This window comes from Sporomusa sp. 246TCP1, from assembly GCF_057319775.1.
The window spans coordinates 3556055-3568997 of the sequence record NZ_CM170492.1 but is presented as its reverse complement, the minus strand read 5'-3'; the positions used below and the strand labels follow the sequence as shown (position 1 = coordinate 3568997).

Sequence of the window (12943 nt, the reverse complement as noted above, 5' to 3'; positions counted from 1 at the left end):
ACTTTTTGCCAATTAAAATAGTTATTGCTGACGATCACGCACTTCTCAGGCAAGGAATAAAGAATGTGCTGTCTTTGGAACCTGACTTGGATGTAATTGGCGAGGCGGCTGACGGCGAAGAAGCCATTAGCAAGATTGAAAGCCTGAAGCCGGATATACTGTTACTTGATGTGAATATGCCGCATATGAATGGGTTGGAGGTAACGAAGCGTCTCAAGGCTGACAATACGCCGGTAAAAGTTATTATGTTGACCATACAAGATGATGAAAGCTACGTTTTGGAGGTCATTAAGTCCGGCGCAGATGGGTATCTTTTAAAAGACATTGAGCCAGGCATGCTGGTTAAGGCTATCCGCATGGTATATGAGGGTCAGTCTTTTATCTACCCGACACTGGCAAAACGGTTATTTGGCGAGCTTTCTCGCCAGGAAGAGCGAAGGGTAACGCCGCAGGAGCGCCGCAGCAGCAAGGAAGAACGGTTGACATATCGTGAAGTGGAAGTGCTGAAGCTTATCGGGCGGGGAATGAATAATCAGGAAATTGCGCAGGAACTATTTTTAAGTGAAAAAACGGTAAAGAATCACTTGACTAATATTTTCCGCAAGATCAGTGTGGTTGACCGTACCCAGGCCGTGTTATATGCCATTAAGAACAAGATTGTAGTACTGGATTGATGGCACTTATATAGTAGTGTGCATATACTATCCTATCCCAAAGTGAAAGGGGTAGGATAGTATGCTTTTGTCATATTCTGTAAGTGTTATTCTGGTTTCACTGGCCCTATATGGCTTATGGTATATTAGCAAAGATGTATGGACTTGGTTTACTACGTTACAATTTGTGCAGTTGCCTGATGCCAGCTTTGTGATTCTTGTTTATAATATGGAATATGAAGTGGAAGAATTGTTGCGATACTTGGTCAATGAAATGGCAGATGGCGGCCATGAATATGATGCTATTGTTGTGGATTGTGGCTCCGATGATCTGACTCCGACGATTTTACGGCGGCTGGCTGAAGAGATGACAGTTTTGACGGTGGTCAGTGCGCCACGGTCATCGCGGCCAGTGGTTGAGGTATTGCCATTATGCCGGGGGGCGGTGGTACATGTGCTTGATTTAACCGGACGGCTTAAAAGTAAGCAGTTTATGCTCGTGGTGTCAGCACTGTTAAAACAAAATCAACGGGATGTAGCAGTCAGAAGTGATAGCTAAAGGAGGTGCGAGATTGCAAGCGTTAGCGAAACAATCTCGCTATTGTATCTAACTGCGTTAATCGGTACAAGAGTAGTGGCAGACAGGAGGGAACACATGAGTTTATTGGAAGTTCGCGGTCTGAGTAAGGCCTATGGTATACAAAATATTTTTGCAGACATTAATTTTCAAGTGCGGCGTGGGGAAAAGGTAGGCCTAATAGGACCTAATGGTGTGGGCAAGACCACCTTAGTGCGCTGTTTACTGGGTTTTGAAAAGCCGGACAGCGGCCACGTTGTATTGACTCCAGGTGAACGGATCGGTTATGTGGAACAAGATACCGGTCTGGGTGATAATACGCTGTATGAGGAGCTGGTAGGCGCTTTTGGTGATGTGCTGGGCTGGCAGCAAGATATGCGTCGGTTGGAAGCCTCTATTGCCAGTGAAAAGGATGCGGACAAGCTTGAAAAATGTATGAAGGAGTATGCGCAGGCTGTGGAGCGCTTTGAGCGGGGCGGCGGCTATGAGGTTGAGAATTCTGTTCGCCGGGTAGCTTTTGGTTTGGGCTTTACAGCTGAAGAATTGACGCGCCGTACGAATGAATTTTCCGGGGGGCAAAAGACACGGATCTGTTTGGCGCGGGCGCTTATTCGTCAGCCTGATTTTTTATTTTTGGATGAACCGACAAACCATCTTGATTTGGGGATGGTGGAGTGGCTGGAGGAATTTTTGACAGGCTATTCCGGTGCTGTACTGGTGATATCTCATGACCGCTATTTCCTTGATACTGTAGCTGAGCGAATACTGGCTATTGAAAATGGAAGCATTGCCGATTATAGCGGCAACTACAGTGAATATTTGCAGAAAAAGACGGAAAAGCTGGCTGCACAGGAAAAGGCGTATGGTAAGCAGCAGGCTTTTATTGCAAAAACAGAGGAATATATTGATCGCTATCGGGCAGGTATTAAATCCAAACAGGCGCGCGGGCGGCAAAGTCAACTCAGCCGGTTAGCCCGACTGGCCCGACCGGAAGATATGAAAGGGTTTGACTTTTTTACCTTTAATCCACCGGCAGAATGTGCCGAACGAGTGGCGGAACTGGGGGAGGTGGTGGCCGGCTATGGCGTTAAGATCGTGCTTGATAAGGTGTCGCTGTTGGTGCGGCGCGGCGATGGTGTAGCACTGGTTGGGCCGAACGGAGCAGGTAAGACGACACTGTTAAAGCTACTAACCGGGGATATCACAGCTAATAGCGGCAAGGTCAAGCTGGGAAGCCGGGTGCGACTGGGGTATTTTGCCCAAGAGCATGAGACACTTACAGACAGCAATAGTGTGCTTGATGAGGTTATGAGGGAATTTGCTTTTAGTGAAGAGCGGACGCGCCATTACCTGGGGGCATTTCTATTTCGTGGCGAGGAAGTATACAAGCAGGTAGGCGATCTCTCCGGTGGTGAAAAGGCACGGTTGGCGCTGTTAAAGCTTATGCTGGCCGGGGCCAATTTTCTCATTCTGGATGAACCTACCAACCATCTCGATATTGCTGCGCGGGAGGCTGTGGAGGAAGCTATCATGAACTTTCCCGGGACTTTTTTGACAGTGTCGCATGATCGCTATTTTCTTGATAAAGTGGCTAACCGTATGGTCGAGTTAGATGGTGGACAGTTGACCGAGTATGCCGGCAACTACAGCTATTACCATGACAAAAAGGCCGCTGAAGCCAAAGCTGCCGCACAGGCTGCCGGTCAGCCGGCTGCTTATAAGCAACAAAACAATAAGCAGGAAAAAACGGCCCAGTTGCAGGTCGATGGCAAAGGCGGAAGTTGGCGCAAATCTGATAAGGCCAAGCTGGCTAAAAAGCTGGAAGAGGAGATTGCCATGCTGGAGCATGAACTGGCGGCTCTTGAGGTTAGGCTAAATGATCCGGCCAGTCATGCTGAGGCACAACATAGCCGGGAAGTAGCTGACGAATATGCGGCCCGGCAGGTGGAACTTGATGAGAAGTACACTGCGTGGCTGGAACTGACAGAATAAAATTTTGTACTATTTTCCTAGTTAATGTCGTATATACATGAAAAATTTGGAAATAATTGTAAAATATGGTCTAATTTTGAAAACCCGTTTTGACTTAGTCATTTAACTAAGCCAAAGCGGTTTTTGTTTTTCTTTTATCCAGGGTGTTATTCTTACTGCAAGCGCTAATACAGAGGAACCGGTTCCTCGCCGACAGGTGAGGATAATGAATTTGGAACAGCTGGTTATAAAAGCTCAGACCGAAAGTCCGGGAGGGGCGGCATTTGCGGAAGTTTGTCAGCGGTTTACCGGCTTGGTAAAAAAATATGCCAGTCAGCCGCATTTGAAAGGGATAAAAGAGGACGCCATAGCCGAAGGTTGGTTGGCCGTAGCGGCGGCAGTACAGAGTTATGATCAGACTGCCGGTGTCCGGTTTGCCGGCTATGTCGAGAGTCGGGTGAAATATGCGATGTGGAATCTATTCAAGCGGGAACGCCGGCGCTGGCAGCAAGAAATGCCGCTGGACAGAGGCAGTACCGGTGATGAGGAGAAGTCAGCGCCCAGTTGGCTGGAAACTCTGGCTGCTGCTGGCGACGTGGAGACTGAGGTCGAGGCGCGGTTGACTACTGCCGCCGTTTGCGAAGGCTTAGCCACCTTGCCTGCCAAGCAACAGATAGCCATAGTAAAGACTATGTTAGGTGAAGCGCGTTTAGCTGATGTGGCAGCAGAGCTCGGAGTTTCACCCCAGGCAGTATATAGCTTGCGCCAGCGGGGATTAGCCCGGCTTAAAAAAGAATTAAGGAAAAAATTCACCTATCTCTCCATTTAAAAACACAACTCCCCGGAATGTATGCGAGTATAAAGGGGGTGAGCAAATGGCAGTAGTAAAAGTTCCGCAAAGTGTCAAGCTGGTTCTCAAGGTGCAGACAGGTGTAAATGCCAGCGGAGACCCGGTTTACCGGTCCCGGACATTCGCCAATGTCAAAGCGGCTGCAACGGATAGCGATATTTTCGCAGTCGCTGAGGGTTTGGCTAGTCTGCAGAAAAATTCGCTGGTGGACATTGTTCGACAAGATTTGAACAACCTTGTTAACCAGTAATACCAGCTGGGTGAGATTGTTTCGCTCGCCAAGCTCAGTAACTTGTGCTATATAAAGCGCAGAAAGGAGGAATAAGCATGGCTAAGACGCTGGAAATGGTGTTTCGCACTAGCGCAGGTAATGAGACCACCATCAGTGTGGCTGATCCCAAAGACGACCTGACGTTGGCTCAAGCGAAGTTCGTGATGCAAGACATTGTTGCCAAAAACATCTTTGAGATCAAAGGCAGTGGGCTGGCAGAAGTAGTAGAAGCCCGCATTCGCAGCCTGGATACGGTGGCCTTGGTGTAAGGTACTAAGGGGGGAGCGCTCTGGCTTAGGTCGGGGCGCTTTCTCGCTATAAGTTAAGCATCGTCTTGGAAAAGGAGGGAGCGCTGTGGAACAGTTGCTTAACTATGCTTCCAGCTACGGCTTTCCGATGGTAGTAGCCGCCTACCTGTTGGTACGTATGGAGGGAAGATTGGAAAAGTTAGTAGCCAGCATTAACGACTTGGCGAAGATAATCGCGGAAAGGCTGTAGCGCAAAGAGAAAGACCCTGTTTATCAAAGTGGTAAACAGGGTCTTTCTCGCGTATCATTTAATAATTGTCATTTTAGCGGACAAAATAGAGAGTAGCAGCAATATACATAGTTGAGGATAAAAGTACGATGTGGAATATAAAATCAGGGAAACGAGATGGGCGCTCTATGATACGGTTTTGAAAGTAATGATAGGTGTACATATTTTCTTTCACAGTTTATGCCTCACAATTTGTAAATCATTGTAGTAAATACTATAGTTATGTATTATGTACTCCGTTTAAGAGAAAAATCCTGCTTGTTAAGAAAAAAAACAGGCAGGATTTTATCTGTGTTGCTGCGAATAAAGAAACAGGAACTTATGTTTGGACATATCCTGTGTATTGGGAGTAGAATAGTGGAGAATAAACTAGAAGGAATTGTTGAAAATATAACTTTTCAGGCCACAGATGGCAGTTTTACGGTATTTCGTCTTAAGCCTGGCAGTGAAAGCGGCATAGTGGCTGTAACCGGCAATTTTCCACCCCCTTTAGTCGGTGAACAGGTCACGTTAACCGGGGAGTGGGTGGAGCATGCCCGCTATGGGCGGCAGTTTAAGGCTGTCAGCTGCCGTCGTATTGCGCCAACCTCAGAGAAGGGGATTGAACGTTTTTTGGCTTCTGGGGCCATTAAAGGAATTGGTCCGGCCATGGCGGACCGGCTGGTCAGGCATTTTGGTTTGCGCACGCTGGAGATTATCGAGTTGTCGCCGCACCGGTTGACAGAAGTTGAGGGAATTGGCAGTAAGAAGGTGGAGCAGATTCGCAAATCCTTTGCTGAGCAGTCTGAGCTCAAAGGGGTTATGCTATATCTTGAAATGCATGGGGTTAGCGGCGCTTACGCGGCCCGGATTTTTGCCTGCTATGGTTCTGATTCGGTAGCCGTAGTGGAGGCTGATCCCTACCGTTTGGCCGAAGAGGTTAAAGGCATTGGCTTTCGTATTGCTGATCAAATTGCCATGGCGGTAGGTTTTGACCGGGGACACCCATCGCGTCTGGCGGCAGGGGTACAGTTTGCTTTGCTCATGACCGGGCAGGCAGGTCATTGCTGTGTGCCGACAGAAACGCTAATTGCTGAAACAGCCAAACTCTTATACCTTGATGTCGCTGAGATTGCTAGTGTTGTCAGTGAGCAAATCCGGTTAGGGAAGCTGTATACTGAAGATTTTCACGGTATGACCTTAGTTTATCCTCGTTATCTGTACCGGGCCGAAAAGCAGGTCGCCGAACGGCTGCTCAGGCTCAAGGACAAGGCTAAGCCTATTGCCGATATCGACAGTCAGAGTCAGATGCTTGTTGATGGTTGGGAGGCGTCAGCTGGTGTGACTTTGGCAGTGGCACAGCGTGATGCTTTAGCGGCGGCGTTGCACCATGGTGTGCTGGTTCTGACCGGTGGCCCCGGAACAGGCAAGACGACGACTGTAAAAGGAATTTTGGCTTTACTGGAACAGCAGGGTTTTAAAATTGTGCTAGGTGCGCCTACCGGTCGGGCAGCCAAACGGCTGGCTGAGACAACAGGGCGGGAGGCCGCGACTATTCATCGGCTGCTGGAAGCCGGGGGTGGTATGGAGGAGGACCCCCTGTTTGGCAGGGGTGAAGATAATCCGCTGGATGCTGATGTTGTTATTGTTGATGAAACCTCGATGATGGATATGGTTTTGATGAGTTGTTTTCTGCAGGCTGTGCCGGACGGATGCCGGGTGGTGCTGGTCGGTGATGTTGATCAGCTGCCGGCAGTCGGCCCAGGCTCAGTGTTGAAGGATATTATCCGCTCAACTGCCATTCCGGTAGTGCGGCTGACTGAAGTATTCCGCCAGGCCGGCGAAAGCATGATTGTGCTTAACGCCCACCGGATTAACCGGGGGCGATTACCCGAATATGGCAGCCTTGATTTTCAATTTCGCGAACTGGACGGCAGTGAGGCGGCAGCTCAGGCCATTGTTGAGTTATGCCAAAATGAGTTGGTGCAGGAGGGCTTTGACAGCCAGCGCGATGTTCAGGTGTTATCCCCTATGCACCGTCAGCCGTGCGGAGTCGAGAATCTCAACCGGTTGCTGCAGGCGGCTCTCAATCCTCCGGTTGATGGCAAGGATTATCTGCAGGGTGTCAATCAGGTGTTACGCGAAGGCGATAAGGTTATGCAAATTCGCAACAACTATACCAAGCGGGTTTTTAACGGTGATATTGGTTATATTCTGGCTATTGCTGATGGCAAAGTGCTTGTTCGTTACCTTGAAGAGGATGTTGTGTATGATAAAGGCGAGTATGACGAACTGACGCTGGCCTATGCGATGAGCGTCCACAAAAGCCAGGGTAGTGAGTACCCTGTTGTCGTTATGCCGCTTACTCCTGGCCATCATATCATGCTGCAGCGTAATCTGCTATACACAGCGGTAACCAGGGCTAAAGAACGCGTCATTTTGTTAGGAACGCGTGCTGCGCTAAATACAGCAGTCATGAGTGACCGAACCCGCAGACGATATTCGCTGCTGGCAGAACGTTTGCGGGGCGAGAGTCTATGTTAAAAGACTGGTGGGCGGCACTGCTTGCTTTGCTCTTCCCCCAGCGCTGTCCGGCTTGCAAGGAGTGGGCGGAGGGAACCGGCTGGTGCTTAGCCTGTATTGCCCGGGTTGCCAAGCCCCGTCAGGTGGCTTTGGCTCTCCATAATCTCCGCTGGCTGGATGAGTGTCTGACAGTCACCGATTATACCGGCCCAGTCCAGCGTCTGATACGGGATATGAAATTCCGTCGCCTGACCAGGCAGGCCACTAAACTGAGTCAACTGCTTGATCACGCTAAAGTCTGCGGCAGGTATGCGGACATAGATGTTATTGTAGCTGTGCCACTGCATGCTGAACGCATCAAAGAACGCGGCTTTAATCAGACGGCGCTGGTTTTTAAACCATGGGCAGCACGCCAGAGATTTATCTGGACAGAAGCGCTTGAGCGTACCAGACACACTGTGCCGCAATGGGAACTTACCCTTAAAGAACGCCGGAAAAATATCAAAGGCGCGTTTACTGTAACGCGCCCGGAGCTTATAACAGGGAAACATATTTTATTGGTGGATGACATCTTTACCAGTGGTCTGACAATGGATGAGTGTGCCAAGGTATTGAAGAAAGCTGGCGCAGTAACGGTGAGGGGACTGGCACTAGCTAGCGGGGCAAGATAAATTACCATTGATAAAAACAACAGTTTTATATTGCCCATTTTGCCTTTAGCAGGATATAATAGTTTTAAAAGAAGGTGTTAGTGAATGGAAAACTTATTAAGGCAACTCTTAGAAGGCCAGCAGCAAATTACCAAACGTCTTGATCGTATGGAGGAAGGCCAGCAGCAAATCACTAAACGTCTTGACCGTATGGAGGAAAGCCAGCAGCAAATCACCAAACGTCTTGACCGTATGGAGGAAAGCCAGCAGCAAATCACCAAACGTCTTGACCGTATGGAGGAAAGCCAGCAGCAGCTTAAAGAAGATATCGCTGAGCTTAAAGCAACCGTTACTAACATCGAAGGTCAGCAGATAGAGAATAGCCGCTTTATTCATGCTCTCCGGCATAACTCAGAAGAAGTTAATGCCCAGCTTCACAACATTGGTCATAATCTTGATGTACTTACTGGACGAGCTGCCACAAAAGAGGATATTTCTGAATTAAATGCCAAGTTTGACCTGCTTAACAATCGCTTATTTCAGCAGGAAGCAGCTATTCACCAATTAAAAGCGGTTAAGTAGTTAACTCGGCCAATGTGCCGGTTATTTTTTTACCTGTAATAATATCCAACCTATCCCAACGCGTCAATAAATGCTCGCACAACCTCAGGATCAAATGCCATGCCAGACAGACTCAAGAGCTCACCGACGGCTTCATCCTTAGTCTTGACCCAATTCTGCGTACAGGGATTGATAAAGCGGTCATAGTGATTGGCCACAGCAATAATACGCGCACCAAGCGGAATATTCACACCTTTTAGCCGCTTAGGGTAACCTGTACCATCAAACCGTTCATGGTGAAAACGAATATACGGAATAAGCTCCTGGCAGAAAGGGATATTTTCCAACATGTAGCTGCCGGCATTGCAGTGATTTTTAAACACACTCATCTCGCGGGTAGACAAATAAGGAACCTTGGCTAACACCTGATTGGGTACGGTAATATGCCCCACGTCATGTAACAGTGCGGCCAAACGGATGCGCTCAATTTCTTCCCGTGGCAGGCGCATTTTAGCGGCAACACTGACCGCATAATTGGCTACTTGATGACTGTGGAGAAATAACTTTGCATTTTTTAGTTGAATAAGCTGCATAAAAGTGGTAAAAACACCATTAAATGTTTCCATATCGTCCGCATAAACTTCCGGGTCCTGCATGAGCGTTAGCATATACACGACAAACTGCCTTTCGTTGGAGACCAGTACATGGATTGTATGACCTTGTCTGGTTTCCGTAATCGTAAAAACCGCTAAATAAGCAATATTGTAAATTAGCCAAAAACCGTCATAATCCTGCCTAATGAAATAAAAAAAGATTATTTATTGGAGAAATGAGTCTAAAGGCCTAGGCTATAAAGCTAAAATACTATATAATAACGATAATTATATGAATACTTATATAGAAAAAGGAGGGACGATTCATGGGACTTACGAATTGTTCGGAATGTGGAAAGCTTTATGTTGAAAATGCAGCGAGAATATGTCCGGACTGCTATCGCCGACAAGAAGACGATGCGGAAACGGTAGTAGAGTATCTGCGTGATGTAGACAAAGCTACGTTAGAAGAAATCCACCAGGCTACTGGGGTTAAACACAAGATAATACTGCGACTGCTTCATAGTGGACGCATAATGGGCAGTGCTATTTCCTATCCCTGCGAAACCTGTGGCACTTTAATTGATGTGGGTCGCCTATGTGATAAATGCAGTAAAAATATTCTGGACCAGATAAAAACTGATGAACGGCACCAAGAGCATGAAAAGCATGCGCAACAGCAAAAAATCCGGTCCCGGATGTATGGGAGCGTAGGGGAAAAAGAATAACGTTTTAAAATAAAATAAAAATATTTATAGTAAGGATTTAATATCCTTGCTATTTTTTTCGATATAATATCTAGAAAGAAATGCGAGAGTTTGTGAGGTGCAGGAAATGATTACTCCAAGCCAAGGGGTTAAAAGTGTAGTTAAGGCATATGGTGACCAAAATAAAATTGGTAAAACCGATAAGGTTGAAAGGACCGCTTCCAAGCAGCAGCCTGATGAAGTCGTTTTATCTTCTCAGGCACAGGAATTCGGGCAATATTTGCAAAAAATCAAGGCAATGCCTGAAGTACGTGAAGAGGTGGTAAAAGGACTTGCGGACAAAATTGCTTCTGGTAACTATCAAGTGGATTCACAGGCAGTTGCTGAAAAAATACTAGGATACTCGCTGCCAACTAACTGGCGCTAGAGGAGGAAGTTGTGAAAGAAAAGCTCAACAGGCTGATCGACCTGTTAATAGAACTGATTAGTATGTATCAGGGCATAGTAAAACTTAGCCAAACTAAGCGCGATGTTTTGGTTTCAGGCGGTAACCCGAAAGAACTTGAACTTATTACCAAGCGGGAAGAGGTTTTGATCCTGCAAATTGCTAAGATCGAAAAGGTGCGGGAGAGTACCATCAAAGAAATTATTGCTGCGCATAATCTCAACTGTGAAACATTAACATTAACGCAGATTAAGGTATTGGCAGATAGTGAGGACGCTGAACAATTTGCTCAGATTTCGGATAAATTAAGCGCGATAGTAACTGAACTTTCCACGCTCAATGAGGCAAATACCAAGCTTCTCCAGCAAGCCATGAACTTTATTAATTTTAATATCAATATTTTGGCTCAACATGCCGCTGACGCCACCTATGCTCCCCAGGGTCAGCCAAGTAAGCCGGCGCAGGCCAGAACTTTTATTGATCAGAAAGTATAGGAGTTGATACAATGCGACCCACTTTTAGTGGTATAAACACAATGGTACTTGGTCTATATGGGCAGCAGACCGGCCTTGATACCGTAGGACATAATATTTCCAATGCCAGTACGGAAGGATATTCACGGCAAAATGTTAATTTAGCTGCCACTGCGCCCCAGACCATATATGCGAATGGCGGTAGCTTTCAGATTGGAACTGGTGTAGAGGTGCAATCAGTAGTTCGGGCTAGAAACAGCTATATTGATAAACAAATGTGGCAAGAAACTTCCACTCTTAGCAATGCTCAAAGCACCGAGACTTATTTGTCCAAGATCGAGAGTGTCTTTGGCGAGATTAGTGATACCGGAATGCAGTCGGTCTTGAATTCCTTCTGGGATTCCTGGCAGACATTATCAACAAATGCTTCTGATGATGGCACCCGCACCACAGTACGCGAACGCGGTGTACAACTGGCTAACGCTATTCAGCTTGGAACCAAACAACTGAAAGCAATGGGTACTGATATCAATTCTGCAATTGATCTTAATGTAAAGAAGATTAATCAGATTACTTCTGAAATATATAATCTGAACAAACAGATTGTCACAGTCGAAGTGGGAGGCATTGATCATGCCAACGATTTGCGGGATAGACGCGATTACCTGGTAGATCAGCTTTCCAAACAGGTGGATACCAGAGTATACGAAAATGCTAACGGCACCTTTACCATACAATCAGGAGGCACAACCTTGGTGGACAGCACTGGGAGTGCTGTTTTGACAACAGAAGAGACTCCGGATAAAGACTATCCGGATTATATAATTAAAACAGTGAAAGTTAAGGGTTCAGACCAGCAACTGAATTTTACTGATGGTGAAATCAAAAGCTTGCTAGATATGCAAAAATCCGAGCAGTCTGGTGTGAAAATGTATTTAAACAGCCTCGGCAGTATGAGTCAATTCTTATTGCAGGACTTCAATGCTGTACACCGCAGCGGTTATGGCACTGATAACTCGACAGGCAACAATTTCTTTGGTGAGCCAACGATAGACTATTCATCCAACGCAACCGATAAATTTACCGCAAATGACTGGATTAAAGCCCTTGCGGTAAATTCGGAGTTGTTTGTGGCTGGAGGTACGGCTAAAATTGCGGCCAAATCGTCCGGGAGTGGTATTGGGGTTACGCAGAGTAATGCGGCAGGCAGTAAGGCTGCCGTGTTTGCTACAGGCAGCTATACATTGGGGGCTACAGATACATCGGTTGTGGTTAAGGTTGCTAGTATTGACTCATCCACACCACCAAATATCACAAGTATTAAGTATTCAACTGATGGTGGCGCAAACTGGACTTCCAGTGCGGTTACTAGCAACCATGGACAAATGAGTATTAATGGTCTTACTGTTGATATGTATTTGGGAAATGGTAGTGCGAACCAAGTTGATGATACATATAGCTTCACTTTGAACAACCACAGTGCGGATAGCAATTTTACTGTTACGCAGAGCAATACCAGCGGCGGTGCTGGTAATATTGTTAAAGCGGAGGGTACGTACACTAATGGCGATGTGGCTACGTCCGTGATTGTTCAGGCTTTCGACACGGCTACGACCAGCATTACTGCTGCCGGGCAATTTCTGAAAATCAAATATTCTATTGATGGAGGGACTACCTGGTCGCCAGCTACTCTTGATACCGCTACACAAACGTTTAAACTTACAGGAGTCAACGGCGTTGCAGTTACCATGAAACTAGCCACCAATATGCAAAACAGAGCTACCGATCAATACTTTTTCACCGTGTCCAAAGGCAATGTAGCTAGCGGCGACAACGCCGTGCTCATAGGAAAACGTTTGAAGACCGACACTTCCAAAACACTTGGCAATTCGTCACTTGATGGCTACTATTCCTCTTTAATTGGTACATTAGGTTCACAAAGCCAAAATGCCCAGAATACCGCCGACAACCAGCAAACCTTGGTTGACCAGATTGTCAACTGGCGCGAGTCCATTTCCGGCGTCAATTTGGACGAAGAAATGACCTATATGATTAAGTTTCAAAAAGGCTATAACGCCGCCGCGCGGGTGCTGACCACAATGGATGAAATGCTTGATAAACTGATTAACGGCACTGGTACAGTAGGCCGATAA

Annotated in this window: 15 protein-coding genes; 14 read left to right on the top strand and 1 reads right to left on the bottom strand. The window is 46.8% G+C overall.

Annotation, left to right across the window (positions count from 1 at the left end; genetic code table 11):
* The first annotated feature begins 5 nt into the window (after positions 1–5).
* From AC1ECB_RS16880 to AC1ECB_RS16835, 10 genes are all read left to right on the top strand, one after another.
* Complete coding sequence (locus AC1ECB_RS16880) at positions 6–674, top strand: response regulator (RefSeq protein WP_485664860.1); 669 nt, start codon at positions 6–8, stop codon at positions 672–674.
* Between the two features lie 61 nt (positions 675–735).
* On the top strand, positions 736–1212 hold the full coding sequence (locus tag AC1ECB_RS16875; protein WP_485664859.1) for a hypothetical protein: 477 nt from the start codon (positions 736–738) through the stop codon (positions 1210–1212).
* Between the two features lie 96 nt (positions 1213–1308).
* Positions 1309–3222 carry an ABC transporter ATP-binding protein gene (locus AC1ECB_RS16870; protein ID WP_485664858.1) on the top strand — a complete coding sequence of 638 codons (1914 nt, stop codon included), beginning with the start codon at positions 1309–1311 and terminating at the stop codon, positions 3220–3222.
* 205 nt (positions 3223–3427) lie between these two features.
* Positions 3428–4030: an RNA polymerase sigma factor gene (locus tag AC1ECB_RS16865; RefSeq protein ID WP_485664857.1), complete on the top strand. Its 603-nt coding sequence runs from the start codon at positions 3428–3430 to the stop codon at positions 4028–4030.
* A 46-nt stretch (positions 4031–4076) separates the two neighbouring features.
* Positions 4077–4301, top strand: coding sequence for a DUF1659 domain-containing protein (locus AC1ECB_RS16860; protein WP_021169202.1), 225 nt, complete (start codon positions 4077–4079; stop codon positions 4299–4301).
* Positions 4302–4378: 77 nt separating this feature from the next.
* On the top strand, positions 4379–4591 hold the full coding sequence (locus AC1ECB_RS16855) for a DUF2922 domain-containing protein (RefSeq protein WP_485664856.1): 213 nt from the start codon (positions 4379–4381) through the stop codon (positions 4589–4591).
* A gap of 85 nt (positions 4592–4676) precedes the next feature.
* A complete protein-coding gene (locus AC1ECB_RS16850; RefSeq protein ID WP_021169200.1) occupies positions 4677–4820 on the top strand; it encodes a YvrJ family protein in 144 nt (47 codons plus the stop codon).
* A 360-nt stretch (positions 4821–5180) separates the two neighbouring features.
* Positions 5181–7382 carry an SF1B family DNA helicase RecD2 gene (gene recD2 / locus AC1ECB_RS16845; protein WP_485669360.1) on the top strand — a complete coding sequence of 734 codons (2202 nt, stop codon included), beginning with the start codon at positions 5181–5183 and terminating at the stop codon, positions 7380–7382.
* Positions 7376–8032, top strand: a complete 657-nt coding sequence (locus AC1ECB_RS16840; protein WP_485664855.1) for a ComF family protein — start codon at positions 7376–7378, stop codon at positions 8030–8032. The genes recD2 and AC1ECB_RS16840 overlap by 7 nt, the downstream gene beginning before the upstream one ends.
* Before the next feature lie 84 nt (positions 8033–8116).
* Positions 8117–8593 carry a hypothetical protein gene (locus AC1ECB_RS16835; RefSeq protein ID WP_485664854.1) on the top strand — a complete coding sequence of 159 codons (477 nt, stop codon included), beginning with the start codon at positions 8117–8119 and terminating at the stop codon, positions 8591–8593.
* Positions 8594–8643: 50 nt separating this feature from the next.
* On the opposite strand, the gene AC1ECB_RS16830 is transcribed toward AC1ECB_RS16835, so the two are convergent.
* Positions 8644–9240: an HD-GYP domain-containing protein gene (locus tag AC1ECB_RS16830; RefSeq protein WP_485664853.1), complete on the bottom strand. Its 597-nt coding sequence runs from the start codon at positions 9238–9240 to the stop codon at positions 8644–8646.
* A 251-nt stretch (positions 9241–9491) separates the two neighbouring features.
* On the opposite strand from AC1ECB_RS16830, the gene AC1ECB_RS16825 reads away from it, so the two are divergent.
* From AC1ECB_RS16825 to flgK, 4 genes are all read left to right on the top strand, one after another.
* A complete protein-coding gene (locus AC1ECB_RS16825) occupies positions 9492–9893 on the top strand; it encodes a flagellar protein (RefSeq protein WP_485664852.1) in 402 nt (133 codons plus the stop codon).
* Between the two features lie 106 nt (positions 9894–9999).
* Positions 10000–10299 (top strand): flagellar biosynthesis anti-sigma factor FlgM, encoded by a 300-nt coding sequence (gene flgM, locus AC1ECB_RS16820; RefSeq protein WP_485664851.1) that lies wholly within the window; start codon positions 10000–10002, stop codon positions 10297–10299.
* Between the two features lie 11 nt (positions 10300–10310).
* Positions 10311–10811, top strand: a complete 501-nt coding sequence (locus AC1ECB_RS16815; protein WP_485664850.1) for a flagellar protein FlgN — start codon at positions 10311–10313, stop codon at positions 10809–10811.
* 11 nt (positions 10812–10822) lie between these two features.
* The gene (gene flgK / locus AC1ECB_RS16810) at positions 10823–12943 is read left to right on the top strand and encodes a flagellar hook-associated protein FlgK (protein ID WP_485664849.1); all 2121 of its coding nucleotides are present in this window, start codon (positions 10823–10825) and stop codon (positions 12941–12943) included.

What these genes read in the sequence shown, in the direction of transcription:
- AC1ECB_RS16875 (WP_485664859.1), top strand. Translation starts at nt 736, where the DNA reads ATGCTTTTGTCATATTCTGTAAGTGTTATTCTGGTTTCACTGGCCCTA.
- AC1ECB_RS16870 (WP_485664858.1), top strand. Translation starts at nt 1,309, where the DNA reads ATGAGTTTATTGGAAGTTCGCGGTCTGAGTAAGGCCTATGGTATACAA.
- AC1ECB_RS16865 (WP_485664857.1), top strand. Translation starts at nt 3,428, where the DNA reads ATGAATTTGGAACAGCTGGTTATAAAAGCTCAGACCGAAAGTCCGGGA.
- AC1ECB_RS16860 (WP_021169202.1), top strand. Translation starts at nt 4,077, where the DNA reads ATGGCAGTAGTAAAAGTTCCGCAAAGTGTCAAGCTGGTTCTCAAGGTG.
- AC1ECB_RS16855 (WP_485664856.1), top strand. Translation starts at nt 4,379, where the DNA reads ATGGCTAAGACGCTGGAAATGGTGTTTCGCACTAGCGCAGGTAATGAG.
- recD2 (WP_485669360.1), top strand. Translation starts at nt 5,181, where the DNA reads ATGTTTGGACATATCCTGTGTATTGGGAGTAGAATAGTGGAGAATAAA.
- AC1ECB_RS16840 (WP_485664855.1), top strand. Translation starts at nt 7,376, where the DNA reads ATGTTAAAAGACTGGTGGGCGGCACTGCTTGCTTTGCTCTTCCCCCAG.
- AC1ECB_RS16835 (WP_485664854.1), top strand. Translation starts at nt 8,117, where the DNA reads ATGGAAAACTTATTAAGGCAACTCTTAGAAGGCCAGCAGCAAATTACC.
- AC1ECB_RS16830 (WP_485664853.1), bottom strand. Translation starts at nt 9,240, where the DNA reads ATGCTAACGCTCATGCAGGACCCGGAAGTTTATGCGGACGATATGGAA.
- AC1ECB_RS16825 (WP_485664852.1), top strand. Translation starts at nt 9,492, where the DNA reads ATGGGACTTACGAATTGTTCGGAATGTGGAAAGCTTTATGTTGAAAAT.
- flgM (WP_485664851.1), top strand. Translation starts at nt 10,000, where the DNA reads ATGATTACTCCAAGCCAAGGGGTTAAAAGTGTAGTTAAGGCATATGGT.
- flgK (WP_485664849.1), top strand. Translation starts at nt 10,823, where the DNA reads ATGCGACCCACTTTTAGTGGTATAAACACAATGGTACTTGGTCTATAT.